The organism is Roseomonas indoligenes, from assembly GCF_017813365.1.
GTDB classification, from domain to species: domain Bacteria; phylum Pseudomonadota; class Alphaproteobacteria; order Acetobacterales; family Acetobacteraceae; genus Roseomonas; species Roseomonas indoligenes.
In genome coordinates, this window is record NZ_JAGIZA010000007.1 from 192,190 (window position 1) to 219,033 (window position 26,844).

General features: G+C 70.1%; 24 protein-coding genes and 1 pseudogene. 10 read left to right on the forward strand and 15 right to left on the reverse strand.

Annotated elements, in window-relative coordinates; translation table 11 throughout:
• Positions 1-65 precede the first annotated feature (65 nt).
• The 4 genes from J5Y10_RS13850 to J5Y10_RS13865 all read left to right on the forward strand — a co-directional run bounded on the left by J5Y10_RS13850 (position 66) and on the right by J5Y10_RS13865 (position 6,184).
• Positions 66-3,707, forward strand: coding sequence for a hydantoinase B/oxoprolinase family protein (locus J5Y10_RS13850; protein WP_209374513.1), 3,642 nt, complete (start codon positions 66-68; stop codon positions 3,705-3,707).
• A gap of 9 nt (positions 3,708-3,716) precedes the next feature.
• Positions 3,717-4,697 (forward strand): Bug family tripartite tricarboxylate transporter substrate binding protein, encoded by a 981-nt coding sequence (locus J5Y10_RS13855; RefSeq protein WP_209374516.1) that lies wholly within the window; start codon positions 3,717-3,719, stop codon positions 4,695-4,697.
• Complete coding sequence (locus tag J5Y10_RS13860) at positions 4,690-5,577, forward strand: MBL fold metallo-hydrolase (RefSeq protein ID WP_209374518.1); 888 nt, start codon at positions 4,690-4,692, stop codon at positions 5,575-5,577. The genes J5Y10_RS13855 and J5Y10_RS13860 overlap by 8 nt, the downstream gene beginning before the upstream one ends.
• A gap of 130 nt (positions 5,578-5,707) precedes the next feature.
• The gene (locus J5Y10_RS13865) at positions 5,708-6,184 is read left to right on the forward strand and encodes a bleomycin resistance protein (protein WP_209374520.1); all 477 of its coding nucleotides are present in this window, start codon (positions 5,708-5,710) and stop codon (positions 6,182-6,184) included.
• Positions 6,185-6,289: 105 nt separating this feature from the next.
• Here the strand turns inward: J5Y10_RS13865 and J5Y10_RS13870 are convergent, their stop codons facing one another.
• Complete coding sequence (locus tag J5Y10_RS13870) at positions 6,290-7,402, reverse strand: DUF2125 domain-containing protein (protein WP_209374522.1); 1,113 nt, start codon at positions 7,400-7,402, stop codon at positions 6,290-6,292.
• Positions 7,403-7,515: 113 nt separating this feature from the next.
• On the opposite strand from J5Y10_RS13870, the gene J5Y10_RS13875 reads away from it, so the two are divergent.
• Positions 7,516-8,115, forward strand: a complete 600-nt coding sequence (locus J5Y10_RS13875; protein WP_245214679.1) for a gamma-glutamylcyclotransferase — start codon at positions 7,516-7,518, stop codon at positions 8,113-8,115.
• 576 nt (positions 8,116-8,691) lie between these two features.
• Positions 8,692-8,892: pseudogene (locus J5Y10_RS28900) on the forward strand (transposase); the annotation flags it as partial.
• A gap of 20 nt (positions 8,893-8,912) precedes the next feature.
• Here the strand turns inward: J5Y10_RS28900 and J5Y10_RS13885 are convergent.
• From J5Y10_RS13885 to J5Y10_RS13930, 10 genes are all read right to left on the reverse strand, one after another.
• Entirely contained in the window at positions 8,913-9,641 is a 729-nt protein-coding gene (locus J5Y10_RS13885; RefSeq protein ID WP_209374524.1) for a tetratricopeptide repeat protein, read from the reverse strand.
• Positions 9,642-9,673: 32 nt separating this feature from the next.
• The gene (locus J5Y10_RS13890; RefSeq protein WP_209374526.1) at positions 9,674-10,627 is read right to left on the reverse strand and encodes a type II secretion system F family protein; all 954 of its coding nucleotides are present in this window, start codon (positions 10,625-10,627) and stop codon (positions 9,674-9,676) included.
• Positions 10,627-11,583, reverse strand: a complete 957-nt coding sequence (locus J5Y10_RS28745) for a type II secretion system F family protein (RefSeq protein ID WP_209374528.1) — start codon at positions 11,581-11,583, stop codon at positions 10,627-10,629. The genes J5Y10_RS13890 and J5Y10_RS28745 overlap by 1 nt, the downstream gene beginning before the upstream one ends.
• 2 nt (positions 11,584-11,585) lie before the next feature.
• Positions 11,586-12,821 (reverse strand): TadA family conjugal transfer-associated ATPase, encoded by a 1,236-nt coding sequence (locus J5Y10_RS13900; RefSeq protein WP_342452914.1) that lies wholly within the window; start codon positions 12,819-12,821, stop codon positions 11,586-11,588.
• A 140-nt stretch (positions 12,822-12,961) separates the two neighbouring features.
• Positions 12,962-14,224, reverse strand: coding sequence for a CpaE/TadZ family protein (locus tag J5Y10_RS13905; protein ID WP_209374532.1), 1,263 nt, complete (start codon positions 14,222-14,224; stop codon positions 12,962-12,964).
• On the reverse strand, positions 14,214-14,537 hold the full coding sequence (locus J5Y10_RS13910) for a hypothetical protein (RefSeq protein ID WP_209374534.1): 324 nt from the start codon (positions 14,535-14,537) through the stop codon (positions 14,214-14,216). The genes J5Y10_RS13905 and J5Y10_RS13910 overlap by 11 nt, the downstream gene beginning before the upstream one ends.
• A 5-nt stretch (positions 14,538-14,542) precedes the next feature.
• Positions 14,543-16,099: a type II and III secretion system protein family protein gene (locus J5Y10_RS13915; RefSeq protein ID WP_209374536.1), complete on the reverse strand. Its 1,557-nt coding sequence runs from the start codon at positions 16,097-16,099 to the stop codon at positions 14,543-14,545.
• On the reverse strand, positions 16,096-16,935 hold the full coding sequence (cpaB, locus tag J5Y10_RS13920) for a Flp pilus assembly protein CpaB (protein ID WP_209374538.1): 840 nt from the start codon (positions 16,933-16,935) through the stop codon (positions 16,096-16,098). Before cpaB ends, J5Y10_RS13915 begins: the two co-directional genes overlap by 4 nt.
• A 3-nt stretch (positions 16,936-16,938) precedes the next feature.
• The gene (locus J5Y10_RS13925) at positions 16,939-17,436 is read right to left on the reverse strand and encodes a prepilin peptidase (RefSeq protein ID WP_209374539.1); all 498 of its coding nucleotides are present in this window, start codon (positions 17,434-17,436) and stop codon (positions 16,939-16,941) included.
• An 88-nt stretch (positions 17,437-17,524) separates the two neighbouring features.
• The gene (locus J5Y10_RS13930; protein WP_209374540.1) at positions 17,525-17,692 is read right to left on the reverse strand and encodes a Flp family type IVb pilin; all 168 of its coding nucleotides are present in this window, start codon (positions 17,690-17,692) and stop codon (positions 17,525-17,527) included.
• 189 nt (positions 17,693-17,881) lie between these two features.
• Here J5Y10_RS13930 and J5Y10_RS13935 point away from each other — a divergent pair, with 189 nt between their 5' ends.
• A complete protein-coding gene (locus tag J5Y10_RS13935; protein WP_209374541.1) occupies positions 17,882-18,379 on the forward strand; it encodes a TadE/TadG family type IV pilus assembly protein in 498 nt (165 codons plus the stop codon).
• Here the strand turns inward: J5Y10_RS13935 and J5Y10_RS13940 are convergent.
• The 3 genes from J5Y10_RS13940 to J5Y10_RS13950 are packed head-to-tail and all read right to left on the reverse strand — an operon-like array spanning position 18,372 to position 21,248.
• Positions 18,372-19,616 carry a glycosyltransferase family 87 protein gene (locus J5Y10_RS13940; RefSeq protein WP_209374542.1) on the reverse strand — a complete coding sequence of 415 codons (1,245 nt, stop codon included), beginning with the start codon at positions 19,614-19,616 and terminating at the stop codon, positions 18,372-18,374. The two genes, J5Y10_RS13935 and J5Y10_RS13940, sit on opposite strands and share 8 nt — an antisense overlap.
• Positions 19,594-20,049 (reverse strand): TadE/TadG family type IV pilus assembly protein, encoded by a 456-nt coding sequence (locus J5Y10_RS13945; RefSeq protein WP_209374543.1) that lies wholly within the window; start codon positions 20,047-20,049, stop codon positions 19,594-19,596. The genes J5Y10_RS13940 and J5Y10_RS13945 overlap by 23 nt, the downstream gene beginning before the upstream one ends.
• 5 nt (positions 20,050-20,054) lie before the next feature.
• Positions 20,055-21,248: a hypothetical protein gene (locus tag J5Y10_RS13950; protein WP_209374544.1), complete on the reverse strand. Its 1,194-nt coding sequence runs from the start codon at positions 21,246-21,248 to the stop codon at positions 20,055-20,057.
• Positions 21,249-21,771: 523 nt separating this feature from the next.
• On the opposite strand from J5Y10_RS13950, the gene J5Y10_RS13955 reads away from it, so the two are divergent.
• Positions 21,772-22,812 carry a zinc-dependent alcohol dehydrogenase gene (locus J5Y10_RS13955; RefSeq protein WP_209374545.1) on the forward strand — a complete coding sequence of 347 codons (1,041 nt, stop codon included), beginning with the start codon at positions 21,772-21,774 and terminating at the stop codon, positions 22,810-22,812.
• Between the two features lie 2 nt (positions 22,813-22,814).
• Entirely contained in the window at positions 22,815-24,407 is a 1,593-nt protein-coding gene (locus J5Y10_RS13960; RefSeq protein ID WP_209374546.1) for an FGGY-family carbohydrate kinase, read from the forward strand.
• Here the strand turns inward: J5Y10_RS13960 and J5Y10_RS13965 are convergent.
• The gene (locus J5Y10_RS13965; protein ID WP_209374548.1) at positions 24,393-25,340 is read right to left on the reverse strand and encodes a sugar-binding transcriptional regulator; all 948 of its coding nucleotides are present in this window, start codon (positions 25,338-25,340) and stop codon (positions 24,393-24,395) included. The genes J5Y10_RS13960 and J5Y10_RS13965 overlap by 15 nt on opposite strands.
• Before the next feature lie 172 nt (positions 25,341-25,512).
• Here J5Y10_RS13965 and J5Y10_RS13970 point away from each other — a divergent pair, with 172 nt between their 5' ends.
• Positions 25,513-26,835 (forward strand): extracellular solute-binding protein, encoded by a 1,323-nt coding sequence (locus tag J5Y10_RS13970; protein ID WP_209374550.1) that lies wholly within the window; start codon positions 25,513-25,515, stop codon positions 26,833-26,835.
• The last annotated feature ends 9 nt before the right edge of the window (positions 26,836-26,844 follow it).

The following is a 26,844-nucleotide window of genomic DNA, read 5'->3' on the forward strand; positions in this document are numbered from 1 at the left end:
TCCCCGGTCTTTTTCCTTCGCGGGGTTTCGCTAAGCATCGCGGCACCGCAGCAAGGGGTGCCCGCATGAACCGCAAGTCCTGGGATTTCTGGGTGGACCGCGGTGGCACCTTCACCGACGTGATCGGGCGCGATCCTTCGGGCCGGCTGCACGCGCGCAAGGTGCTGTCCGAGAATCCCGGGGCCTATCGGGACGCGGCGGTGCAGGGGGTGCGGCTGCATCTGGGCCTGAAGGCCGGCGAGCCGATTCCGGCGGGGCTGGTGGGCGAGGTGCGGATGGGCACCACGGTGGCGACCAATGCGCTGCTGGAGAGGAAGGGCGAGCGGACGGCGCTGGTGACGACGCGGGGGTTCCGCGATGCGCTGGCGATCGGGCACCAGGCGCGGCGGGACATCTTCGCGCGGCGGGTGGTGAAGCCGGAGCTGCTCTACGCGCGGGTGGAGGAGATCGGGGAGCGGGTCCTGGCGGACGGCACCGTGGAGGCGGGGCTGGACGAGGCGGCGCTGCGGGCGACCCTGGAGGGGCTGCTGGCGGATGGATTCCGCTCGCTGGCCATCGTGTTCATGCATGCCTGGAAGTTCCCGCAGCACGAGGCGCGGGCGGCGGCGATCGCGCGGGAGATGGGGTTCGCGCAGGTTTCGGCGAGCCATGAGGTCGGGCCGCTGATCAAGCTGGTGGGGCGCGGGGATACCACGGTGGTGGACGCGTATCTGTCGCCGGTGCTGCGGCGGTATGTGGCGCAGGTGGAGGAGGAGCTGGACGTGGCCCGCACGGGGGCGCGGGTGATGTTCATGACATCCGCGGGCGGGCTGACGGCGGCTTCGCTGTTCCAGGGAAGGGATGCGATTCTTTCCGGGCCTGCGGGGGGTGTCGTGGCGCTGGCGCGGACGGGGGCGGAGGCCGGGTTCGAGCGGGTGATTGGGTTCGACATGGGCGGGACCTCGACCGACGTGGCGCATTACGCCGGGCAGTTCGAGCGGGCGCTGGAGACGGAGGTGGCGGGCGTGCGGATGCGCGCGCCGATGATGCTGATCCATACCGTGGCGGCGGGTGGTGGTTCCATCGTGCGGTTCCGGGATGGGCGGCTGCGCGTGGGGCCGGAGAGCGCGGGGGCCGATCCCGGGCCGGCGGCGTATCGGCGCGGTGGGCCGCTGACGGTGACCGACTGCAACGTGATGACGGGGAAGCTGGTGCCGGAGCTGTTCCCGGCGATCTTCGGGCCGGGGCAGGACCAGCCGCTGGATGCGGATGTGGTGCGGGAGAAGTTTTCCGCCTTGGCCGCGGAGCTTGGCGGCGGGCATTCGCCTGAATCGGTGGCGGATGGTGCGCTGCGGATCGCGGTGGCGGGGATGGCGGAGGCGATCAAGACGATCTCCGTTCAGCGCGGCTACGACGTGACGAAGTATGTGCTGAATGCCTTCGGCGGGGCTTCGGGGCAGCACGCTTGTCTGGTTGCGGATGCGCTGGCGATGACGCGGGTGCTGATCCATCCCTTCTCCGGGCTGCTTTCCGCCTATGGCATGGGGTTGGCGGATATTCGGGCGGTGCGGCAGCGGACGCTGGACCGGCCGTTGAGCGATGAGGGGCTGGCGGGGTGTGTGCCGGCGCTGCAGGGGCTGGCGGACGAGGCGCGGGCGGAGGTGCTGGGGCAGGGGGTGGATGCGGCGGTGCTGAGCACGCGGATCGCGCTGCTGCTGCGCTATGCCGGGACGGATACGCCGCTGGAGGTGCCGGGGGCGGAGCTGGCAGGGGAGGAGGCGGTGGGCGCGCTGCGCGCGGCGCCGCTGCGCGAGGCCTTCGAGGCGGCGCATCTGGCGCGGTTCGGGTTCATTGATCCCTCGCGGGAGGTGGTGATCGAGGCGGGGCTGGCGGAGGCCGCGGGCGGCGGGGCTGCGGCGGCGCCGGGCGGGCGCGTGGCGGGCGAGGCGGCGGCGGCGGCGATGCGGACGACGCGGCTGTTCTCCGGCGGGGCCTGGCACGAGGCGAAGGTCTATTCGCGGGAGGCGCTGCGGGTGGGGCAGGCGCTGCGCGGGCCGGCGCTGGTGATCGAGGCCAATCAGACCGTGGTGGTGGAGCCGGGGTGGTCCGTGGTGCTGACGGAGGCGGACCATCTGGTGCTGGACCGGGTGGAGGCGCTGCCGCGCGGCGTGGCGCTGGGCACCGAGGCGGATCCGGTGATGCTGGAGATCTTCAATAACCTGTTCCGCTCCATCGCCGAGCAGATGGGCGTGGCGCTGCAGAACACCGCGAGTTCGGTGAACATCAAGGAGCGGCTGGACTTCTCCTGCGCGGTGTTCGACGCGGAGGGCGGGCTGGTTTCCAACGCGCCGCATATCCCCGTGCATCTCGGTTCGATGGACGGGAGCGTGGAGAGCGTGATCCGGGCGAATCCGGCGCCGAAGCCGGGGGATTCCTGGGCGATCAACGCGCCCTACAACGGCGGGACGCATCTGCCTGATATCACGGTCTGCACGCCGGTCTTCGACCGGGCGGGGAAGGTGATCTTCTGGGTGGCGTCGCGCGGGCACCACGCGGATGTCGGCGGGACAGCGCCGGGTTCGATGTCGCCGGACGCGACGACGATCGAGCAGGAGGGGGTCTATATCGACAACCTTCACCTGGTGCAGGGCGGGCGCTTCCAGGAGGAGGCGGCGCTGGCCTTGCTAACGGGCGCGGCTTATCCGGCGCGGAACCCCGCGCAGAACATCGCGGACCTGAAGGCGCAGGTGGCGGCGAATGCGCGCGGGGCGGCGGAGCTGCTGCGGGCGGTGGAGGGCTTCGGCGAGGATGTCGTGCACGCCTACATGGCGCATGTGCAGGACAATGCGGCGGAAAGCGTGCGGCGGGCGCTGGACAGGCTGCCGGCGGAGGCGAGCTTCACCTACGCGATGGATTCCGGGCGGCGGGTGCAGGTGCGGATCAGCGTGGACCACAAGGCGCGTGAGGCGACCGTGGATTTCACCGGGACCTCGCCGCAGCAGCCCGACAACTTCAACGCGCCGCGGCCGGTGACGCGGGCGGCGGTGCTCTACGCGTTCCGGCTGCTGGTGGATTCCGACATCCCGATGAATGCGGGGTGCCTGCGGCCGATCCGGATCGTGGTGCCCGAGCACTCCATGCTCTCGCCGCAATGGCCGGCGGCGGTGGTGGCGGGGAATGTGGAGGTCTCGCAGGCCGTGACGTCCTGCCTGCTGGCGGCGGTGGGGTCGCTGGCACCGGCGCAGAGCACGATGAACAACCTGACCTTCGGGAATGCCGAGTACCAGTACTACGAGACGATCTGCTCCGGCGCGCCGGCGGGGGAGGGGTTCGACGGGGCGCCGGCGGTGCAGACGCATATGACGAATTCCCGGCTGACGGATCCGGAGATCCTGGAGACGCGTTTCCCCGTGGTGCTGGAGGAATTCTCCGTGCGCCTGGGGTCCGGCGGGCGCGGCAGGTGGTGCGCGGGGGATGGGACGCGGCGGGTGATCCGCTTCCTGGAGGACATGGAGGTGGCGATCCTGGCGGGGCATCGCGAGGTGCCGCCGCCCGGGCTGTTCGGCGGGGAGGCGGGGGAGTGCGGGCGCAACCTCGTGCGCCGGCTGGACGGGACGGAGGAGGTGCTGGCGGGGTGCGCCCGTTCCGCGCTGGCGGCGGGGGAGACGGTGACGATCCTGACGCCAACCGGGGGCGGCTTCGGGCCGTTAGGCGAGCGGACCGCGTAAGGCACAACCATGACGGATCGACGCAGCCTTCTCCTCGCCCTCCCCGCCCTGGCGGCGGCCTCAGCCCCGTCCCTGGCCCTGGCGCAGGAGGGCCGGCCGGCGCGGCTGCTGGTGGGCTTCCCGCCCGGGGGCAGCCTGGACGTGATCGGGCGGCTTCTGGCCGCGCGGCTGAATGCCACGGGGCAGCCGGTGATGGTGGAGAACCGGGCGGGGGCAGGCGGGCTGGTGGCGGCGGAGGCGCTGACGACCTCGCCGCCCGACGGGTCCGTGCTGATGGCGGCGCCGATCGTCGTCTCGGCCTTCTTTCCCTTCGTGCACAAGCGGCTGACCTTCGACCCGTTGAAGGATCTGGCGCCGGTGACGATGCTCGGGCTGTTCAACTTCGCCCTGGTCGTGCGGGCGGACCATCCGGCGAAGACGCTGGATGAGTTCGTGGCCTGGGCGCGCGTGACCGGGGAGCCGGTGAATTTCGGGTCGATCTCGCCCGGCACGCCATCCCACTTCCTCGGCGTGATGTTCAACCGGATTGCGGGCACGCGGATGACGCATGTGCCGTATCGCGGGTCCTCCCCCCTGCAGGCGGCGCTGCTGGCGGGGGAGGTGCACTGCGCTTTCGACACGACGGTGAGCACGATCGGGCAGATCCGGGACGGGGCCATGCGGGCGCTGGCGGTGACGGGGCGCACGCGGTCCCCGACCCTGCCGGATGTGCCGAGCTTCGCGGAGGCGGGGCCGCCCCTGGCGGAGATGGCGGGGGCGGAGTTCTGGTACGGGCTCTACGCGCCGGGGCGGACGCCAGGGGAGGTCACCAGGCGATGGTCGGAGGTGGTTGGCACGGTGCTGCGGGAGCCGGCGACGGCCGCGCGGCTGCGGGACATGGACCTGGAGCCGCGGCCGATGTCGCCGGAGGCGTTCGGCGCGGTGATCGCGGCGGATGCGGCGCGGTGGGAGCCGGTGATCCGGGCTTCCGGCTTCACGGCGAATGACTAAGCGGCCGGTCGGGGCCGCGGCTGCCGCGCCGAGCGTCGTCCTGCTCGGCACGGGCGGGCCGCGGATCGATCCTTCGCGGCGCTGCGCGGCGCTGCTGCTCCGCACCGGGCAGGAGGAGGTGCTGATCGATGCCGGGCGCGGGTGCGTGGCCGGGCTGGCGGAGGCGGGGGCGGATCTGGGCCGGCTTTCCCGCCTGCTGGTGACGCATCACCACTTCGACCACATCGGCGACCTGTACGACGTGGCGCTGACGACCTGGTTCGAGGGGCGGAAGGAGGCGCTGCGGATCGAGGGGCCGCCGGACACGCGGCGGATCACCGAGGCGCTGCTGACGCAGGTCTATGACAAGGACCATACCTGGCGCGGGCTGGGCGAGCCGGCCTTCGGCGGCTGGGCGCCAGTGGAGGCGCGGGACGTGGCGCCCGGGGAGTGGATCGAGGGCGCCGGGTGGCGCGCGGTGGCGCGGGAGGTGTCGCACGGGAACGGGCTGGGAACCCTGCCGGAGGCCTTCCTGTGGCGGTGGATCTGCTACGGCTACCGGTTCGAGATCGGGGGCAGGGTCTTCGCCTTTTCCGGCGACACGGTGGACTGCCCGGGGCTGCGGGCGCTGGCGCAGGGGGCGGATGTGCTGGTGCAGTGCTGCTGGGCGGCCTCCGCCGAGCTGACGAGCGAGCACCTGCGGCGGCTGGCGCGGCACACGCTGGCCTGCGGGGACACGGTGGGAAAGATCGCGGCGGAGTGCGGGGTGAAGACCCTGGTGCTGACGCATCACCGGCCGCGGCGGGATCCGGCGATGCTGGACGTGCTGGCGGAGGAGGTGGCGCGGGACTTTTCCGGGCGGCTGCTGATCGGGGTGGATGGGATGGAGGTGGCGATCTGATCGTCCCGGGGGAGGGGAGAGGGAATTCTCCCCTCCCCTGGATCCCAACCCCGCACCGCTTTCTGGGGTGCCGGGTTCGACCTTGAGCGGACCTTGACCGCTGTCTTTCCGGCATGGGTTGATCGGCACCATGGAACCGCTCGCCGACCCTGCTGCACGCGCCCGCTCCCCCGGTTCCGGCCAGCCTCCTGAGGGCGGGTTCTCAGCCCTGACCCCGGAGCTGGCGGTCCGAGACCTCGATGCGAGCCTGCGGTTCTGGTGCGACCTTCTCGGTTTCGCGGTGGCCTATGATCGACCAGCCGCACGCTTCGCCTACCTCGCACGAGGCGGCGCACAGATCATGCTGTGCCAACGTAATGGCCGCTGGGACACGGGTGTGATGGAACGCCCCTACGGACGTGGGGTGAACTTCCAGATCATGGTCGATCGATTGGCGCCGATTTTAACTGCGCTCGATGCTGCCCGGTGGCCTCTTTTCGAGGAGCCGAGCGAGGCTTGGTATCGAACTGGACCGGTGGAAGGCGGCCAGCGGGAATGCCTTGTCCAAGACCCGGATGGGTATCTCGTGCGCCTTGCCGAGAACCTTGGGCAGCGGCAACCGGAGTAACGTCTCCTTCCCACCGGGAGTGGCGGTTGACCCTGCCCGCGACAATGATTGCTGGTCAGGTCCGGAACACCCTCTGGGTCGGATCAGGAAGCCTGCGGGCCCGCCTCACGGCCCCGGGCCGCTTCCTTCCGCGGGACCTGGCCAGACCAGGGCGGGGAGCCGGGCGACGGGGATGCGGGCGACGGCGAGGCCCTGGCGTTCGAGGGTGAGCGGGACCTCGATCTGGGGGGGCTCGCCCTCCGCGGGGGGGCGGGCGAGGGCGGTGACGACGCGGCGGGCCAGGGCGGCGTTGCGGGGGGTGACGAGGCCGGCGGTGGCGAGGGCGTCCAGCACCGCTTCCGCGCCGGTGAGCTTCAGGGTGCCGGCGCCCATGGGCTGGAGGGCGTCGTCGAGCGCGAGGGTGGCGGTGGCCTCGGCGGTGGCGGGGCCGAGGCGAAGCTGGAACTGGCGGAGTTCGAGGGTGCCGCCGGCATCGCGCCAGGTGGCGGCGCGGTTGGAGGGGTTGCGGCCGCCGGGGAGGGGGCCGGTGAGGGCGGCGTTGATCCGCACGTCCTGGAGCTGGCGGCCGAGGGGGGTGGCGGTGGGGAGGGTGACGTTCTCCGCCTCGCCTTCCAGGCTGATGGCCGGTTCGCCCTCGATGGCGGTCATGCGGCTGTCGAGGTTGAGGCGGGCGGCGCCGACCTCGACCCCGCCGGCGGCCGTGCCGATGCGGAGGCGGCTGGCCTCGAACTCGCCGCCGCGAGGGAGGACGTTGGCCTGGAGGGGAACCCTGGCGATGAGGCGGTCCGCGGCGAAGGGGATTTCGGCGGTGCCGAGGCGCAGGCGCTGGGGGCCGCCGGCGGCGATGCGGAGCTCCCCGGGGCGGTGCATGGCGACGCGGAGGGTGACGACGGGGGCGGACCAGTCCAGGCCGCCGGGGAGGGTGGCGTTGCCGCCGGTGAGGCGGAATTCGCGCAGGCGGAGCGTGGCGGAGAAGGGCCAGCCGCTGCGGGCGGCGGGGGCGTGTTCCACCCGCCAGCCACCGGCGCGGCGGGCGGCTTCCCAGGCGTCGTAGCCGGCCTGCAGGCGGTTCGCCATGGCGTGCCAGAGGAGGGTGTGGGCCACCGCCAGCAGCACGAGGAGCAGGGCGGCGAGGAGGAGCAGGCGGCGCGGGCGCAGCCAGGGGCGGGGCGTGGGGCTGGCCGGAGTGGAGGTGGGGGGCGTGCGGGGGTCGCTCACGGGGTGGGATATGGCCCGGGGCAGGGGGGCTTGCCCAGCCCATGCCGGGGCGAGGTGAATCGGGGGCGGGGTGATTCGGGGGCGGGCTGCCCCTATCTTGCAGGGCCAGGACCATGACCGACGCTTCGCTCGACCCCACCGCCCTTGATCCCGCTGCCCTCGATCCCGCGCCGATGCTGGACCCGGACGGTTCCCTGTACGTGTTCGGCTACGGGTCGCTGATCTGGAAGCCGGGTTTCACGTTCGATTCGGCGCATCCGGCGCTGCTGCGGGGGTTTCATAGGCGGTTCTGCATCTGGTCCCGCAGCTATCGCGGCACGCCGGAGAGGCCAGGGCTGGTGCTGGGGCTGGACCGGGGCGGATCCTGCAGGGGGCTGGTGTTCCGGGTGGCGGGGGCGCGCGCGGCGGAGGTGCTGGCCTATCTGAACGAGCGGGAGATGTCGGGCGATGTGTATCACCGGCGGCTGCTGCCGGTGCGGCTGCTGGACGGGGCCGGGGTGCGGCGGGCGGTGACCTTCGTGGCGGATCGGCGGGCGGGATCCTATTGCGGGGCGCTGGAGCCGGATGCGGCGGCGGCCGCGATCGCGCGCGGGCACGGGGTGATGGGGCCGAACCGGGACTACCTGCTCAACACTGTGGCGCATCTGCGGGAGCTGGGCGTGCGGGATGCGGGGCTGGACCGTATCGCGGCGTTGCTGGAGCCGGTGGGGTGATGTCTGCGGCGCTGCCCGCGAGCCCTGTTGTCGGCCGGCATCGTGGATCGGCGTGCAGGATGTCTAGAGCATGATCCGAGCATTCGGATTCGAATATTCTTGCCCGACGCGGCGACGGTCTGATTCACGCAGGGGAATGGTAAGGAGGCCAGCATGGATGGGCCGGGCCTTATCGGAGGATCTTCGCAGCCGCGTCGTTGGGGCAGTGGAGGGCGGACTTTCGCGCCGCGCGGCCGCTGAGCGGTTCGGGGTCGGAGCGCCTGGTCCTCATCGACGGTTCAAAGCACTGCTTTGAACGGCGCGTCGACCAAGATGGCCCGTCTGCGCGGACGGGCCAGACGTGGCCAGCGCTGTCGCGCCCGATCCCGTACGGCCACTGAAAGACGACCACCTTCACCGGCGCCCTGCGGCTGTCGGGCATGACCACCGCACCCATGGTGCTCGACGGGCCGATGAACCGGAGCGCCTTCGCCGCCTGCATCGACCAGGTGCTGGTGCCGACACTCCGGCCAGGTGACATCGTCATCATGGACAACTACCCGCCCATAAGGGCCAGCACACCCGCGCCGCCATCGAGGCCACGTGCGCCACCTGCCGCCCTACTCGCCCGACTTCAACCCCATCGAGAACGCCTTCGCCAAGCTCAAGGCCATCATCCGCAAAGCCGCCGCCCGCAGCCTTGACGACCTCTGGACCGTCATCGGGACCGCGCTCCCCCGGTTTACCCCAGCCGAGCGTGCCAACCTCTTCACACCAGCAGGCTATGAGCCGGAATGAAGAGAAGCTGCTCTAGCACGTTACTCCTTGGCAAGATCTTGTACGCGGCTTCCCAGTGCGCGCAGCATTGCGTCCAGATCGCCACGTGTGGCCTGCTCGCCGATCAGGTCCCGCATAGCTTCCTGGTCCCCAAGTGCGGCGCGGGCGATTGCCAAGTTGGTCGCGACCCTAGGGGGTGCTCCTGGGCGCCGGGCCAGCGGCTCGAGAACAGAACGCGCGTCCTGGAATCGGCCAGCGAGGAGGAGCGATAAGCCCAAGTTGTTGGCGGGACCCAATGCCATGGGCGAGGTGGCGAGGGCCGCCCGGTAACTCGCCTGAGCCTCCTCATGCCGGCCGAGCATGTCGAGGGCCATGCCGCGGCCATCGAGAGCGGCTGCGTCGCTTGGCTTGCTTGCCAGCAGTCGGCCAAAGCTTTCCAGCGCCGCCTCTGGCGCTCCGTTCCGAATCTGCAAACGCCCGAGTTGATTGATGAGGTCTAAATTATCGGGATCTTGGGTCAGGGCACGGCTTAGTACTGCCTGAGCCTCCGAATAGCTGCCAATGCGCGAAAGGGCTCCCGCTAGACGCGCCTGCACCACTGGATTGCGTGGCTCGGCCTCGGCCGCAGCCATATAGAGCGAAAGTGCGAGGTCATCCTGGCCGGAAGCCTCGGCTGCTGCGGCGGCCCGAAGCCGAGATGCACCGTCCGGATCCCGCAGCCCACGAGACACATCGCCCGGCCCCGCGCAGGCAGCAAGGATGAGCGACACGAACAGCCCCCCGCAAACGGGGTACGGAAGCCTCACTGACCTGTGCCGAAGGAACGTCCCATCTCGATGATGCTAGGGCCGATCAGCGCGATGAACAAGGCAGGCAGAATGAAGAGGATCAGGGGCCCGACGAGCAGGGCCGGCAGGCGGATGGCCTTCTCCTCGATCCGCAGCATGCGTTCCTGCCGCATCTCGGCGGCGAGGATTCGCAGCGCCTGGGCCAGCGGCGTCCCGTAGCGCAGCGTCTGCGCGAGCGTGGTGGCCAAGCGCTTGAATCCCTCCACGTCGGTCCGCTCGCCCAAGCGTTCCAAGGCGGCTTGGCGGTCAGGCATCATCCGCATCTCTTGGACGAGCACGTTCATTTCGATCGCAATGGCGCGGTTCGTGCCCGCCATCTCCCGCGCCACGCGCTCGATTGCCGTCTCCAGCCCTAACCCGGCCTCGGCCGCCACGACCATCAGGTCCATGGCGTCGGGAAGGCCGCGGCGCAGGCTTTCCTGAAACGGCTTACGAAGCCGGGACATGATGATGTTGGGCACGTAGATCGCAACCGCGATTCCTGCGAAGACCGAGAGGCCGATCCGCATGCCATCGAGCGCGAGGAAGAGAGCCAGGGCCAAGCCGCCAAGGGGGGCCACGACGATCAAGACGGCCTTCATGCCCAGGAAGATCGGCACGGCCTGGTTCGCATCCAGCCCCGCGGCTGCGACGGCGCGCTGGAACTCCTTCATCTCCTTTTCCGAGACGAGCGCGCTCTCGTGCATCCGGTTCCCGAGGCGACGGAAAAGCTGCCAGGGCGAGGCGCGCGGCGTGGTCCGCACCTGCCGGGCACGTCCCTCGCCCGACGACAGCACGGACCGGAGCCGCCGGGAAAGGTCCCGCTCCTCCGCGGAGCGGGCGAGCAGGACCGCCGCCGTGAGCGCGAGTCCCATGGCGCCCGCTACGGCGAAGAGGCTCATCAGCCAGCCGAGAGGAACGGTCGGCATCAGTCCCGCCCGGCCTGCCGGATCAGGTGCCGGATGGTGAAGAGCCCGAGCAGCATGAGCCCAAAGCCGATCAGCGCGAGACGCTGGCCCGTCGGGTTCTCGATGAAGGTGCGGAGGTAGAAGGGTTGGATGAAAGACATGCCAGCCGCGGCGAGGAAGGGCAGGACGAACAGCATCCCCGCCTGCATCCGCCCCTCGGCGGCCAGGGCCTTGGCACGCTTGGCCATGGCCACGCGCTTGCGCACCATGTCCGCCAGTGTCTCCAGCGTTTCCGCCAGGCTGCCTCCGGTCTGGGCCTGCAGGCCGAGGGTGACGGCCAGGAAGGAAAACTCGGTGAGACCGGTCCGTGCATAGACCCGCATCAGCGCGGCATCGACGGGGCGACCGATCGCAACCTCGCCCACCACGCGCGTGAACTCCTCGCGGATGGGAGAGGCGCCCCCCTGGGCAATGCCGCGCATGGCCTCCGCCAGGGGCAGGCCCGCGCGGATGGCGCGCAGCATGAGGCCCAGCGCGTCCGGTAGCTGCTGGATGACGGCATCCTGATACCGGCCCTTCTGCCATTTGAAGAGGGCGCGCGCGAGCAGGACCGTGCAGAGCATGCCGGCGACGAAGGCCAGCGGCGTTCCGAGCATTCCGGAGAGGCGCCAGGTTGCAAATAGGCCCCCGGTCGCCGAAATGGCTGCGACCAGCGGCCAGGGGATGACCTCGGCCTCGGTCAGATCGGGATCGAAGCTGACGAGGCGGAGCAGGCGGAGCTGGAGCGGGCTGCGCTCGGTCTCGTGCATGCGGATGCTGGGCGCCGGCACGGCCAGGGCAACCGGCGCAGCGCCCGCCACTTCAAGGACGCGCTCGCGCAGCCGGCGCGCCCGGCGCGCCTCGACCAGGGCCAGGATGCCAAGCAGAAGGGCGGCCAGGAGAATTCCGGTCACGAGAAGGAGCGGGGCGTGGCGCACCCTCAGCCCTCCCGCACGGCGCGCATCCAGGCCTCGCCCAGCCCGAAATACTCCAGGCGATCATAGAATCCCGGCCGCATGCCCGGGCTGGTCCAGCGCCCGCGAATGCGGCCGTCGGTGCCCTCGCCCTCGTACTCGAAGGTGAAGACCTCGTTCATCGTGATGATGTCGCCCTCGAGGCCCGCCACTTCCGAGACCTGGGAGACACGGCGGCCGCCGTCCCGCATGCGCTCCACCTGCACGATCAGGTCCACGGCGCTCGCGATCTGTGTGCGGATCGCGCGGCTGGGCAGGCTCGTCTGGCCCATCTGCACCATGTTCTCGATGCGGGTTACCGCGTCCCGCGTCGTGTTCGCGTGGACGGTGCAGTAGGATCCGTCATGGCCCGTGTTCATGGCCTGCAGCATGTCGAAGGCCTCGGCGCCGCGCACCTCGCCCACGATGATCCGGTCCGGTCGCATCCGCAGGGCGTTCTTGACCAGGTCGCGCTGATTGATTTCGCCTTTGCCCTCCAGGTTCGCCGGGCGTGTCTCCAGCCGCACGACATGGGGCTGCTGCAGCTGAAGCTCGGCCGCATCCTCGATCGTCACGATGCGCTCGCCGTGGTCCACGAGGCGGCTCATCGCGTTCATCATCGTGGTCTTGCCCGAGCCGGTGCCGCCGGAGATCACCACGTTCAGCCGGGACCGTGCGGCAATCTCCAATACCAGCGCGACACCCGGCGACATGGAGCCGCCGGCCGCCAGTTCCCGCAGGTCGGCCTTGCGCTTGGCGAACTTGCGGATGGAAATGCAGGCGCCGTCGATGGCGAGCGGGGGGAAGACCACGTTGACGCGGCTGCCATCGGTCAAGCGGCAATCGACCAGCGGGCTGGACTCGTCCACGCGCCGCCCGACGGTCGCGGCCATTTTCTGAGCGATGGCGTTCAGCTGCGCCATGCTCTGAAACTTCACGTCCGTCATGTGGACCTTGCCGCGGACCTCCACGAAGACGCGGTTCGGCCCGTTCACCATGATGTCGCTGATGCTATCATCCTGCAGCAGCGGCTCCAGCGGGCCGTAGCCCACCATGTCGTGAGTCAGCTCCTCGGCGATCTGCAGCTCGTCCCGGCCGGAAATCTCCACCCGCTCCCGGTCCGCGACGTCGTGCACGAGGGCTCGCAGCTGGGCCTGCAAGGCGGGGCCGGCCAGCCGCCCGGCGACGACGGGATCGATCTGCTCCATAACCTGGGCGCGCAACCGGCTGAGCGCGGCCTCCGTGACCCTGGAGGCGGCCGGCGTCGGGGAAGGACCGGCCGGCGCCGGCGCCGTCGCTGGCTGGAGGATCTCAGATCGTCGTCCGAAAGTTCCCATGGTCGCCTCTCATGGAAGCCGGCCCGTCAGGCCGCGCGGCCGAATAGCCGGGCGAGGAGGGACGGGGGGCCAGCTTCGGTCTTCACCCCCGCGATCCGTCGCGTCACGGGCAGCAGGGCGCGGCGGAAGCCGGCACTCTCGGCGATGGCAGGACGGCCGAGATGGGCTGCACGGGGCACCTCGCGGGGCAGGTCGGGGATGACGAAGTCGGGCGGGGCGCCGAGGCCCTCCTCCACCAGCTTCGTCCGCAGCCCCCCGGGCAGGCCTTCCCGGTTCAGCACGGTCAGAACGGGGCTAGACCTGAGTCCTTCCACGTATTTGCGCAGCATCAGCGTGTCGCGGATGCCGCTCATGTCGGGCGCTGTCACCACGATCCGGGTCTGCGCCATGGCGAGGGCGATGCTCTCGGCGATGCCTGGCGGCGAATGCGTGTCCACGACGACGATGTTGAACCGGGCGGTCAGCATCGCCAGGAGGTGCTTGACGCCCTCCTCCGTGGGGTGCGGCGCTGAGTTCATCGGCTCCTCGGCGGCGACGAGGCGAACGCGGTCTCCGACAGGAATGGAGGAACGGTCGAGAAAGAGACTGTCCACCCGCTCCGGCTCCTCGAGCGCCACGCGCAGGCCAGTGCCGGAGCGCACGCCGAGCATGAGCCCGGTGTTGCCGGTGCGCAGGTGGAGGTCGAGCAGGGCGACGTGTCCGCGGCTCACCTCTGCCAGCTGGAGGGCGAGGTTCACGGCGATCGTCGTCGCGCCGCATCCCCCGCGCGCACCGGAGACGGTCACGACGGAGCCACCGCGCTCGCCGCCCCCCTGGCCGACCACGCCCGTAACGTGTGGCCCGAAGAAGTCGCCGACCGTCTCGCGCGTCAACGGCTTGTAGAGGTACTCGGCGATTCCGAGGTCGCGCGTGAGCCGACGGTAGAGGGTAAGGTTCGAACTTTCACCGATGACCAGGACCCGTACGTCGGGCGTGCAGACCTCCGCCAGTTCGCCCAGCGCGGCGAAGGGGTCTTCGATGCCGGTGACGTCCACGAGCAGGACATGAGGGGTTTCCTCATGCTCCAGCACCCGGGTTGCGGTCCGCACGTCGCCGCGCCGCACCTGCACGCCAGTCCCGAGGTTCACCAGCCCACCGCGCAGCGCCGCCTCGCTGTCCTCGTCCGTGACAAAGGCAAGGAAAGGAACGCGCGGGTCTCCGGTGGGCGCCGCGTAGCGGCCTTCCTCTGCGGGCGGCGCCGGGCGGCTCGCCTGCGGGGCTTCTCGCCTGGAGCTCCGTTCAACGAGCATTGGCCCCCTCCTGCGGGGCGGGAGCGCCCGCGGGGCTGCCGGCACCGGCGCCGAAACCCGAGATCGTGGCGGGCAGCGGCTTGCGGCGGTCACGGATCAACCGGTCGATCGGGGCCGTGGCCGCGGTGCCGCGTTCCTCCGCCGCGGCAACGCCGCGGGCCGCATCCGCGGGATCGGCCAGCATGGCCTGCAGGTTGCGCTCGTTCATGCCGGTCGGCTGCCAAGTGCCGGCGCGGCTGAAGTCGTCGCGCGCGCAGGCCGCCAGCAGAGGGGCGGCCAGCAGGAGGAGGGCCGCGAGGGGAAGCGCGCGCATCGTCGCTATTCCACCACGAAGCCGGCGTCGAAGCGGGCGCGGATCGGCTCCGGCCGGCCGCCCCGCCGGACCTGTTGCCGCTCCAGGATGCGGTCGAGATCGGAGGCAGGTCGGAGCCGCTCCGTCGGGGTGCCCAGCGCCTTCGGATCCGAGACGGGGCGGACGAGATAGGGCGTGACGATGATGACCAGCTCCGACTCGTTCCGCTGGAACCTATCGGAGCGGAAGAGGGTGCCGAGCACGGGTATGTCGCCCAACCCGCTCAGCCCGCTGTTGGTCGCGTTGCTGTTGCGCTGGAGCAGGCCCGCGATGGCGAAGCTCTGGCCGCTGCCCAGTTCCACGCTCGTCTCGGCCCGGCGCACGCGGAGCGCGGGGATGGTGACCACGCCGCTCGAGAGGGGCAGGCTGATCGCGCCCTCGGTGGAGAGCTCGCTCACCTCCGGGCGCACGCGCAGGTTCAGCCGGTCCGGGCCCATCACCGTGGGGACGAAGGCAAGGGAAACGCCGAACTGCTTGAACTCGATGCTGATCGTGCTGCCATTGGCGTTGTTGCTGGCGGCCACGGGGATCGGGAACTCGCCACCGGCCAGGAAGCTCGCCACCTCGCCGGACTGGGCCGTCAGGTTCGGCTCCGCCAGGATGGTGATCAGCTGGTCGCTCGCCAGCGCGTCGACGACGGCATTGATGTCGAAGCGCGAGGAACTCACGCCAGCGCCGACGCGCGCGACGGAGTTGGTCCCGCTGAGGCTTCCGGTGATCGCATTCGCCACGCCGCCGGCGATACCCGTTCGCAGGCCGATCAGGAAGTTGTTGCCGTCATTCGCCAGGGCCTGCCAGTTGAAGCCCAGATCGCGCGAGACCTGGCGCGAGATCTCGGCGACGCGCACCCGCAGGTTCACCTGGAGCGAGGAGAGCAGCGAGAGCTGGTTCACCAGCCCCGGGCCGTCGCCGACCGCGGCGCGGGCGATTGCCTCCGCGCGCTGGGCGTCCGCCGCGCTCGGCACCGTGCCCGAGAGCACGAAGCCGTTGCGGCCCGCGGCCTCCACCCGCACGCGCTCGGCGCCGCGCACCATCCGGCGGATCATGCTCTCCACCGCGCTGGCGGAGGGCGGAGGCGGCGCGGCGGGCGGCGTTCCCGCGCCAGGCATGGCGACGGGCGCCGGCGGGGCGCCGGCCGCGGCAGCACGGCTCGGCGCGACGGTGACGTCGTACTCTGCCACCGGCGTGCCATCCTCCGAGGTCGCGATGACGGTCGTGCGCCCGGCGGCGACCGCCATGAGGAAGAGCGTGGTCGGCGAGGCGGGCTGAACCCGTGCCACCCGCGGGTCGGCGGCAAGCACAGTCAGGGCGGGGCGGGGCAGGGTCATCAGGCGACCTGTCCCGGCCTCCAGGGCGATGGCGAGTGGCACGGTCGACACCGCGGGCGTCGCCGGGGCAGGCCGAACCATGTCCGCGAAGGGCGAGGGCGCCGAGGCGGGCGGGCGCGGCAGCGTTGCCTGCGCGAGCAGCGGCGCCGGCAGGAGAAGAAAGGCGGCGAAGGCCCTGGCGAAGGCGGGGGTCACCGGAACACCACTTCCCTCTTCTCGTCGCCCTGAATCACCTGCATGCGCGCCCCCTGCGATACCGCGCCCGCCCCAAGGGCGGGCGACACGTCGGCCCCGAAGATCGGTCCCCCCATTGCGACCGTCTCCTGCATTGCCTCCATGGCCCGCACGGTAAGCGAGATTCGCCCGAGTCGGGTGGCGACGGCAACTCGTTCCGCCTGCTCACCGGTCACTTCCAGGGTGACGGTGCGGGCCACCCGCTCGGCACCCGGCTCCGCGCCGATCGTGCCCTGGGTGAACTGCTGGTCCACCGCGATGACGCGCAGGTCGGAAAGCACCGTCTCGCCGATCACGCGGCGGCCGAGCGGCGCGTCGGTGGCCGCTAGTTCCTGCGTCAGGATCAGGTCCACCTGATCGCCCGGCCAGATCAGGCCCGCCGTGCCGGTCACCACATCCACGCCGACCGAGATGGCGCGGTAGCCCGGGCGCAGCACGCCCGCCAGGAAGCCGCGGTCACGCGGGCGCAGCACGGCGTCGCGCGGGATGATCTGTCCCGATTCCAGGTAGCGGCGCAGCAGGCCGCCCTGCAACTCCTGCCGGGCTTCCTCGGGGGCAGCGCCGGGTGGGGTGGCATCGGGTGCGACCTCGCGCACCGTCAGGTCCGCATCCTTGATCAGAGTGCCGGCAGCCAGAGGGCGGGCGGCGGCGAGAATGCGGATTCGGGCGGGCGGGGCTGGGGCGGGCGCCTCGGCCACTGGGGGTGGCGCCGAAGGTGCGAACATTTGCAGGGCCAGGGCCCCTAGGCCGATCGCGGAGAGCAGAAGGGAGATGATGACGAGAAGGCGGAGGTACATGGCCTACATGCCCTGCTGTCCGAGCAGCACGAGCGCGCCGCCCGCCGCGATGGCCACTGCATAGGGCAGTGGGGCGCGGCGCCGGATGCGCCAAGCCTCGACGGCGAGGACGCGCCTCAGCAGGCTACTGCCGGCTTCGGGGTGAGGCGCAACCCTGGCCGCTGCGATGTAGCCGATGCCCAGTAAGCCGCCAGCAAGGATTGTCGACACGAGGAAGTCCCAAACCATCGACGGCGGGAGGGCAGCAGCGAAGGCACCGGCGAGTTTGACATCACCGCCGCCGAGGAGACCGCCCATGGCAAGGCAGAAAAGCGCACAGAAGAGAAGAAGGGCCGCGCCCAGGGACCCCAGCGTGGCCATCCAGCCGGATGGCAGGCGTAGAGCAAGGGCGACAAGCAGTAGCGCCAGGCAGAGGCTGTCAGGGATCAGCCGAGTGGCAACGTCCCGCCATACCGCGGCCATGAGGAGGCCCAACGCGAGGGAAGTTAGGACGGCTGTCATGGACGGAATGGTTCAGCCTCTCCCGATGCAGCGTCCTTGGGGCCCGGCGGCGTGCCGATTGGCGTACCGCCGGGTCCTTGAGCCCGCACTAGCCGAAAATGCTGGCGAACTTCGAAGAGATCGTAGTGCCCAGCGTCACTGCTGCGGCGCTGACCGCAATCACGATGCCGACCGCAAGGACGGCGTACTCGGCTGCCGTCACGCCTTTGCGGTTGCGAAGGGTGGCCAGAACGAGCGGCCTGATATGATCCAGCATGGGGCCTCCTTGGATTGAGTGCGACGTCTAGATATCGCGGGGAAATTGTAGACCACCCGCGCATGTAAAAAAGAGTTGGACAGATTAAGTTTCGCTCAACTGCAGGTTGTTGTAAAGCGAGTGCCGGTTGGAGGGACTGTGACCAAGACAGGCTTCAGGCAGCTTCCGGCATGAATCCGGCGAAAACTCATGCTGGGCAGTAGGTTAGCTCGGCTTTCCCACCTCGGCGATGCGGGCCGGGCTGCCTGCCGCCCCTCGCTTTCGGGCCAGGCCTGGGCCGCATGGCGCAGCCGTCGCGGCGCGACGGCTCTGGAATTTGCCTTCACCGGCGTCCTGCTCCTGGCCCTGCTCGTCGGTATCCTGCAGGTCGGCCGCTACCTGACCACCCTGGCCGCCGTCCGGACCGTGGCGGCCGATGCGGTGCGCCTCACCATTCTCCGGGGATCGGCCAACCTGAATGCGGGGGCCGCCGCCTGCAGCAACCTGTCTGGCAACCTCACCGGCGCGAATGCCAGGGCGTCGGTGCTGCAGGGTTCCGCCCTCTCCGTCGTGCTCAGCGGCTGCGCCACCAGTTCCGGCGTGACGACCGTGACCGTGACCGTGACCTATCCCTTCACCTACAGCATCCCGCTTGTCCCCGGCGGCACGCTCCAACTCCGTGAGACGGCGACGGCCATCATCACCTAGGGGCGACGTCTTCCGACAGGGCCCGGCGCAGGACGACGACGAAGAGCGCAACCGTGACGAGGGGCGCCACCGGGATCCCGGCGGCGCTGGCCAGGCTGCGCGAGACGAGGGGCAGGAGGAAAGCGGCGCCGAGGATCGTCTTCTCCCAGGGGAGGAATCCCCCTGCCCGCAGGGCCGCCGAGGCAACATAGGCCAGGGGCACGGCCAGGATCAGCAGGTCGTAGTCGAGCAGGAAGGGACTGGTGAGCGCCCCGCCGGCGGCGATTGCCGCGACGAGCGCCGTACCCTCCACGCGGCGGCGCGCCAGCATCGCGGCCGACACCGCCACGCCGACTGCCGCGACTCCCTGCACCGCGTAGGCGCCAGGGACCGGGGCGCCCAGCAGGCGGGCTGCCGCGAAGGGCGAAACCATCTTCGCGGGCCCGATCAGGTCCATCTCCAACGCCGCGCGCGCGAGCGGCACCCCGGCCAAGAAGGCCCGCCACGTCTCCGCCCCGAACAGGAGGAGGGAGGCCAGGAGCAGGGCGGACAGCGAGGCGGCCGCGGCGACGAAGGCCTGCCAGCGCCCCGCGGCGGCGAGGACGACGGGCGCCAGCAAGGCTAGGTGCGGCTTGAAGCCGAGCAGCCCGATGCAGATCCCCGCCACCGCTGGCCGCCGGTCCAGCATGCAGGCCGCGACAGCGAAAAGGGCAGTGGTGAGAAAGGCGTTCTGCCCGTGGCCAAGGGTCAGGAATACGGCGGGAAAGGCGAGGCTTGCCAGCCTTCCCCACCCGTGCGGGAGGAGCGGGCGCAGCGCGCACCAGTAACCGGTACCCGTTGCCGCGAGCCAGACAGCCAGGGCAGGAAGGTAGGGCAGGGTGGCGAGGGGCAGGACGAGGAGAAGGAAAACCGGCGGGTAGAAGAAGGCGGCATAATCCACCGCGGCGCCCGCGATGCGGCGCTGCGCCGCCGCATGCGCCGCGACGCTGTAGGCTTCCGCTGGTCCGGCATGGAGCGCGAGGTCGGAGGCGGCGTAGAAGCTCAGGAAGTCGGTCCCGATCGCCTTTCCCTGGGGGTCGAGCATGCTGCCCGTCGCCGCGATCCAGCCTACCGCCAGTCCAAGGAAGAGCAGGAAGGCGGCGAGAAGGACGCGGCACCAGGCCCGCGCACGGTCAGGCGTGAGCCAGGCGGCGTCACGCAGGGCCAGGATGGCCCGACGGGGCTGGCCCGCGGCCTCAGTGTAGCCGCAGTTCGACACGGCCGCTGAGGGTTGGGCGCGAGAGGAGAAGATAGCTGCTGAAGGGCGAGATCGACTGGAAGGGCTGGGTGACGACAATCGAGATGTAGCCGATGGGTGCCTGCAGGGTGGAACCCATCAGGCAGCTCCCGGCCGTGCAGTCGATGGCGGCACCGTTGTCACACTTGCAGGTCATCTGGGGAGAGGAGACGGTGACGTTCTGCCAGCCGCTGAGCTGCCCCAGCACGGTGTTCGTGATCCCGGCCGTGTCCTGCGGCTTGGCATAGGCGTATTGCGCGCCGGCCCGCGCCGCCATCTCCAGCCGCGTGCTGCGCCACATGGCATTGGCCACGTCGTACATGCTGAACAGCAGGAGGAGCAGCACCGGCGCGATAAGGGCGAATTCCACGGCGCCGATGCCGCGGCGGTCCAGGCGGCTGAGCAGGCGGCGCACCGGCGCTACTCCACCAGCCGCACCACGCGCGTGGCGGGCACGCCGGTGCGGAAAAGGGGGCAGCTGGAAACGTCGAAGCGGAAGTTGGACAGGCTGCCGATCTCGATGGCGCCGCCGACCAGGGCGAGGCAATTGGCGTTGCTGCTGGAACTGAGGCTCCCGATTTTCACGTAGGAGTTCGGGAAGTACACGCCGCCGGCGAGATTGAAGGACGACACGCTCTGCAGGCTGAGGTTCGGGAAGAGCGTGTTGCCCATGGGGCCGCCGGGCGAGCGATAGAACAGGATTCCGTCGAGAGCCGAGTCGTCATTGTTCGTGGCCGGCGCGGTCATGGTGACGCTTGAGACACTGCCGATGCTCAGATTCCCGGGATTGTTGCCCCGGAACACGAAGGTGCAGCCGTTGCAGGTGATGTTCGAGAGGCTGGCGACCGTGAGGGATGCGTTCTGGAACACATAGGTGCCCGGCGACAGGTTGGCCGCGAACACGTTGCCGAGGAGGATGTCGTTGCAATAGGCCCTCGTCAGGCCTGTCGGCTGGATCGTTCCCACGACGCCCAGCAGGTTCGGCATGCAGGACGCGCCGCTCACCGTCGGGAAGGCCTTGCTGTCCAGCCCGGCATAGGGGTTGGCCACGGGCGGCGCGTGCTCCTGGTAGCCGTCGCTGAAGCGCCAGCGCGTGTTGTTGCAGCCGTTGCATGTGCCGAAGCTGACCACGGCGCGGGCGACGACCGAGCTGTTCGATTGCGGGATGACCACCGAGGCCCCCGGTGCATTGGACCCGATGGCGCAGGCCGAGGCCTGGAAGGCGCTGGAGTTCTGGATCGTCAGCGTTGCCGTCAGGGCGAGGATGCAGACGGGCGTGGTGCCGTGGAGGTAGGAGACCGCGCGCGCCCTGGCCTCCACCGCGTTCCGCCGCATGAAGGCGCGGCTCAGGATGATCGGAACCTGTTTCCGGACGCTCACCTCAAAGGCATAGGGGTTGCCGGCCATCGAGCCGGAGAGCGGCGGACTGCTCACCGTCACTTCGCCTGTGGCAAAGCCGTTCCGCCCTGCCACTTCCACCCCGGCCGCCAGCGCAGCGGTCCGCCCACGGAACAGATAGGCTGAGGCGGCCGCCATGGCGGACACGTCCGCGGCACCCTGCGAATCCTGAAGAGCGAGGTAATAGCGCGCCCCCTCGGTCGCGAGGCCGGCCATGCCGATGAGAACGGATCCGCAGACGGCAACGATGGCCGCGGCATTGCCGCGACGGCATCGCAGGAAGTCCCGTGCAGTCGATAGGGGGCGCTGGAACAGACCGGCATCAGACGGCGCGGAGCCGAAGAAGCGAGGCATCCTCGACGGAGCTGTCTAGACGAGGGAAGTCTGAGTATGCACGAGCCTGATCTCCCCAGCGCTTCATAAGGGGCCGTTGTGCCCGGCTCAAACACGGGGCCAGCACATATACGGCCAAAATCGTTTTGTGCAATCTATGGTTGCAAATGGTCCTGCGGTTAGCAAGTCCGGGCCGGAAATCTGACTTGGGGCGGAGCACGTCCGAAGCTGGCCTTTCTTTGTTGCACATGGCCGATCCGTGACGGCACGTCTGCCGGGCCTGCCGCTTTGAGGCACACTCCAACCGGGCATCACTTGAAGTGACGGAACTCGGGCTGCAGTGATCGTGAACTCTTGTCGTTCTTGCGATACAGATGTAATTCGGAGCAAACGGGAGTGAGGCACCATGTCCCAGGCCCTCTATATCCATGCCGCCCACGATGCGCGCGTCGCCCCCTTCAACCTGCGTGAGGGACGGCCCGGAGAGACGCTCTTGGACGTGGCTGCCGTTGGTCTCTGCGGCAGCGACCTTCACTATTACAAGGATGGCGGGATCGGCTCCGCTCAGATCCGCGCACCCTTCGTGCCCGGCCATGAGTTCGGTGGCTGGCTGACAGAGGATATCGCTGAGCTCAGCCTCGGCCGCGGCTCACTCGTTGCGGTGGACCCAAATAAGGCCTGCGGCCACTGCGCTTGGTGCCACGAGGGCCACGCCAACCTCTGCCCGAATGTCGAATTCATTGGAGCCCCACCCTTTGACGGCGCGATGACGTCGCGCATCTGGGTACCGCGGACGCAGATCGTGCCGCTGCCCCAAGGCTTCACCCCGCTGGATGCAGTGATGCTGGAGCCGCTCGGTGTTGCCATTCACGCGGTCGACCTGGCGAAGCTGCGCCTGCTGGAGCGCGTGGCGGTCCTCGGCTGCGGCCCGATCGGGCTGCTGATCCTGCAGGTCCTGAAGGTAGCCGGAGCTGGCGAGGTGTTGGCGGTGGACCCGCTGGAGCATCGCCGCGCCATGGCGCAGCGCCTCGGCGCCGAGCGTACAGGCAGCTCCGCGGCCGACATCCAGGCCTGGACGGAGGGGGAGGGAGCGCCGCTGGTGATCGAAGCGACAAACTCTCCGGTCGGGTTCCGGGACGCCATCCTTTCCGCCCGAATTGGCGGCCGTGTCGTCCTGGTGGGCATCCCTGATGGCGATACCTACACCCTGCCGGCGGCGGATGCGCGCCGGCGCGGGCTGAAGGTGAAGTTCTCCCGGCGAATGGGCGAGGTCTATCCGCGTGCCATTGCCCTTGTCGCTGCGGGCAAGGTGGACGTTGCCTCACTCGTCACCCACCGCGTGGGGCTGGAAGGCGCGGGGGAAGCATTCCGCAGCCACGCCGAGGACCGGCCCGGCGTCATCAAGACCCTCATTTACCCGAACGGCGTGGACCGCAGCGCCAACTGACGATGGACGGGCTGCTGCTCGCGGTCGATGTTGGTACGCTCTCGGCGCGCGCCGGGATTTTCGACGCGCACGGAGTGCTTCTCGGCACCACCTCGGCGGGCTTCTCGCTGCTTCGCCCTGCCCCGGGGCAGGCCGTATACCGGATGGACGCAATCTGGGCAGCGGTGGCGGAGGCCGTTCGCGGGGTGCTGGCCACGATACCTGGGTCGGCGGCGCGGGTGGCCGCCCTCGCCTTCGACGCCACCTCGTCCCTTGCCCTTTCCCACACCGGTGCGCCACCGCTGACGGGCGAGGCGGACGTGTTCTGCTGGGCCGACCATCGGGGTGAGGCGGAGGCCGAGGCCATCACCGCGACGGGCGACCGGCTGCTCGAGCACACCGGCGGTACGCTTTCCCCCGAGATGCACCTGCCGAAGCTGCTCTGGCTCGCACGCCACGATCCCGCGGCCTGGGCCCGCGTCACCGGCGCGCGCGACCTCTGCGATGCCCTGGCCTGGCGCGCAACGGGGGCCGACCGCCATTCCCTATGCGGTCTTGCCTGCAAGTGGCCCTTCCTGCCTGCCGACGGCCCGGAGGCCTGGCGGCGCGAGCTGCTCGCCGACCTTGGCCTCGCCGACCTTCCGTCGCGGGGCGCCCTGTCCGAGCCACCGCAGCCCGTCGGCGCGGTCCATGGCCGGCTGATGAAAGGAGCCGCGACGGAACTCGGGCTGCCATCCGGCCTGCCCGTTGCCACGGGTCTGATCGACGCCGAGGCAGGCACCCTCGGCGCGCTCGGCCCGGACTTCGCGGCGACGATGAATGGCACCCTAGTCCTCATCGGCGGCACGTCCACCTGCCTGATGGCCTTCGCGCCCGACAGTCGCCATATCCCCGGTGTCTGGGGCCCCTTCCGCGACGCCGTCTTCCCCGGCCTCTGGCTGCATGAGGCCGGCCAGTCGCTTACCGGGGCCGCGCTCGACGCGGTTCTGGAAACCCACCCCGCCGGTCCCCGCCGCGCGGACCCGGCGGCACACGCGGCCGCCGTCGCGCAGATCGCGGCGCGCCTGGCGGCTGAGGGGCCGGCCTTCGCGGCCGGGCGCCATCTCGTGCCGGACTGGCTCGGTAACCGGTCGCCGCTGGGGGATGGCCGGGCGCGCGCCCTTGTCGCCGGGGTTGGCGAGGAGCGCAGCGAGCGCGACTTCCTCGAGGCCTACTACGCCACGGCTCGCGGCATTGTCCTCCAGGCACGCCAGATCATCGACCACCTGGACGCGCACGGCTACGCCATACGGCGCGTCGCCCTCTCGGGCGGCCACGCGCGCAACTCGCTCCTCGTCGCGCTCTACCGTGATGCACTCGGGCGGGACCTCGTCCTGCCGCGCACGCCGGAGCCCGTGCTGCTCGGCACCGCCATGGCGGCCTCGGTTGCGGCGGGGTGGCAGCCCGACCTGCTCACCGCCGTTGGCAACATGGGGACCGGCGGCGAGGTCCTCGCGGCGGACCCGGCCTGGGGACGGGCGCATGAGCTGGCCTACGGCATCTACGGGCGGCTGTTCGAAGCGCGGAACGCCGCCCAGCGCGACTCCGACACCCTGGCCGCCTTACCGCGCGAGTGAGAGGGCGGCCTTTGCCGTGTCCTCGTCGGTCACCAGCACTTTCGGGATGCCGCCACGCAGCGCGGCGGCGATCACAGCGGTCTTGTTCCGCCCTCCCGCCGCCAGAACCACGTTCCGCACCGCCGCCAAGCCGGCCGAAGGAAGACCGATGACGCGCTCGTTGATCGGGTGGTCAATGGGCCTTCCCGAGGCATCGAGGAACTGGCCGAGCACATCTCCTACTGCCCCAGCGGCGCGGAGTTGCTTCACCGTCACATCCCCCGGCAGGCCGTGCCGCACGAGCAGCGAGCGCGGGCTGAGGTCGCCGAGGCTGAGCAGGGCCAGGTCGACCGCCCGGATGCGCTCGAAGGCTTCCGCGAAGACGTCCAGCGCGACGAGGGTGTCTCGCGAGGCGCGGCTGCCCGCGTAGATTGGTGCGGCGAGATAGGCACATTGCGCGTTCAACCGCCGTGCCAACTCGCCCGCCGTCTCGAAGGTGTTCAGCTCCAGCCCCTGGGTCAGCCCGCCCATCATGGCGGTGACCCAGAGCGTGGGCAGGTCCGCCGGGGGCAGGCGGCGGATCGTCTCGTGCAGCGTCGCGCCCCAGCCGACCCCGAAGACCGACACCTCCGTCCGCGCGAGGTAGCGCGAGAGGTAGTCGGCCGCCGCCATGCCGAGCAGGCCGGGAACCTTCTCCCCATCCGCGGGGGTCGGCACGATCACCGCCTCCGCAAGTCCGAATTCCCGGACCAGGAGGTTCTCCAGCGCGACGCAGCTTTCCAACCGGGATGCGATATGGACGCGCACCAGCCCGGACTGCCTGCATTCCGAAAGCAGGCGGTTCACGCGCAGACGGGTCAGGCCCAGCCGCGCCGCGATCTCGCCCTGCGTCAGGTCCTCCATGTGGTAGAGCCAGGCAACGCGCACCTGCAGCTGCTCGTCCGAACCGCTCAACCCTGATCCCCCCCGATCGCCCCAGGCTGGGCGATCGGGGCCGTCCTGTCACGAGGAAGGTGGAATTACAATTGTGTGTGACGATCTACAGCTGCTCTAGCGCCGTATAGCCTTCATCGAAAGGCCGGGCGGACGAAGCACCAGGCCAAGGATCTGAGGAGAGGAAACGAGGATGTCCGCAACATTCCCCCGCCGCATGATCCTGGCTGCCGGCGCGGCCGCCCTGCCACTGCTGCGATCTCGCGGCGCCCGCGCTGCCCCGCGCGAGATCCGCTTCTGGCACGCCATGAGCGGCGTGAACGGCGAGCGGCTGGAGGAGATGACGCGGCAGTTCAACGCATCCCAGCCCGACTTCGCCGTCACGCCGGTCTTCAAGGGCAGCTATGACGACCTGATCAACGCTACCGTCGCCGCCTATCGCACGCGCACACAGCCACAGCTCGTGCAGATCTACGAGCGCGGATTCATGACGATGCTGCTCTCCGGGGCAGTCGTGCCAGTGCAAGAACTGATGGCCGCGCAGAAGTACGAGATCGACTGGGGAGACTTCATCAAGCCCATCGCCGGCTACTACACCCACAAGGGCGGGCTGGCGGCCATGCCCTTCAATTCATCCACCCCCATCTTGTTCTTCAACAAGGCGCATTTCGCCAAGGCAGGGCTGGAGAAGCCGGCAGAGACCTGGCAGGCGCTGGAAGCGCAGCTGCGCCAGATGAAGGCCTCCGGCGGCCCTGGCAGTATCATGGCCGATGACTATCACTGGAGCTGGTTCGAGAACTACAGCGCCATCAACGACTACCAGTACGCCACGCGGAACAATGGCTTCGGCGGACTGGACACAGAATTCACCTATAACCGCACGCCCGTCGTGCAGCAGGTCGGGCGGATCAAGCGCTGGCTGGATGACGGGCTGCTGCAGGTAGCCGGCCAGGGCGTGGCCGCATCCGCCGTCTTCACCGCCGGCCGCTCCGCCACCTTCATCGCCTCCACCGCCGCCCATTCCGCCATGGTGGCCGCGAACGGGCTGGAATGGGACGCGGTGCCTCTTCCCTATGAGGAGGGCCGCGCGGCGCGGAACAGTGTGATCGGTGGCGCCGTGCTCTGGGCCTTGCGCGGCCATCCGGAGCCGGACAACGCGGGCACTGCCGCCTTCCTCGCCTTCGTCGCGAAGCCGGAGACCCAGGTCTGGTGGCACAAGGCGACGGGCTATGTGCCTGCGACTAACGCCGCCTACGCGCTTGCCAAGAGCCAGGGCTGGTACAAGGAACGGCCGACCCAGGAGATCGCGGTGCAGCAGCTCTCCCGCGGGGAGCCTACGGCAAATTCCCTCGGCTACCGCTTCGGCAACTTCACCCAGACCATGCTGGCCCAGCGGGAGGAGGCGGAGCGCGCCTTTGCCGGCCAGAAGTCGCCCCAGCAGGCGATGGACGATGCCGTGGCGCGCGGCAACGAGATCCTGCGTCGCTTCGAGCGGCTGAACGCCGGGCGTTACTGACCGGCGCGG

Bases quoted from the DNA above. Each gene is read 5' to 3' on its own strand.
- J5Y10_RS13850 (WP_209374513.1), top strand. From the start codon at position 66: ATGAACCGCAAGTCCTGGGATTTCTGGGTGGACCGCGGTGGCACCTTC.
- J5Y10_RS13855 (WP_209374516.1), top strand. From the start codon at position 3,717: ATGACGGATCGACGCAGCCTTCTCCTCGCCCTCCCCGCCCTGGCGGCG.
- J5Y10_RS13860 (WP_209374518.1), top strand. From the start codon at position 4,690: ATGACTAAGCGGCCGGTCGGGGCCGCGGCTGCCGCGCCGAGCGTCGTC.
- J5Y10_RS13865 (WP_209374520.1), top strand. From the start codon at position 5,708: ATGGAACCGCTCGCCGACCCTGCTGCACGCGCCCGCTCCCCCGGTTCC.
- J5Y10_RS13875 (WP_245214679.1), top strand. From the start codon at position 7,516: ATGACCGACGCTTCGCTCGACCCCACCGCCCTTGATCCCGCTGCCCTC.
- J5Y10_RS13890 (WP_209374526.1), bottom strand. From the start codon at position 10,627: ATGCCGACCGTTCCTCTCGGCTGGCTGATGAGCCTCTTCGCCGTAGCG.
- J5Y10_RS13905 (WP_209374532.1), bottom strand. From the start codon at position 14,224: ATGCTCGTTGAACGGAGCTCCAGGCGAGAAGCCCCGCAGGCGAGCCGC.
- J5Y10_RS13910 (WP_209374534.1), bottom strand. From the start codon at position 14,537: ATGCGCGCGCTTCCCCTCGCGGCCCTCCTCCTGCTGGCCGCCCCTCTG.
- cpaB (WP_209374538.1), bottom strand. From the start codon at position 16,935: ATGTACCTCCGCCTTCTCGTCATCATCTCCCTTCTGCTCTCCGCGATC.
- J5Y10_RS13925 (WP_209374539.1), bottom strand. From the start codon at position 17,436: ATGACAGCCGTCCTAACTTCCCTCGCGTTGGGCCTCCTCATGGCCGCG.
- J5Y10_RS13930 (WP_209374540.1), bottom strand. From the start codon at position 17,692: ATGCTGGATCATATCAGGCCGCTCGTTCTGGCCACCCTTCGCAACCGC.
- J5Y10_RS13935 (WP_209374541.1), top strand. From the start codon at position 17,882: ATGCTGGGCAGTAGGTTAGCTCGGCTTTCCCACCTCGGCGATGCGGGC.
- J5Y10_RS13950 (WP_209374544.1), bottom strand. From the start codon at position 21,248: ATGGCCGGCCTCGCGACCGAGGGGGCGCGCTATTACCTCGCTCTTCAG.
- J5Y10_RS13955 (WP_209374545.1), top strand. From the start codon at position 21,772: ATGTCCCAGGCCCTCTATATCCATGCCGCCCACGATGCGCGCGTCGCC.
- J5Y10_RS13960 (WP_209374546.1), top strand. From the start codon at position 22,815: ATGGACGGGCTGCTGCTCGCGGTCGATGTTGGTACGCTCTCGGCGCGC.
- J5Y10_RS13970 (WP_209374550.1), top strand. From the start codon at position 25,513: ATGTCCGCAACATTCCCCCGCCGCATGATCCTGGCTGCCGGCGCGGCC.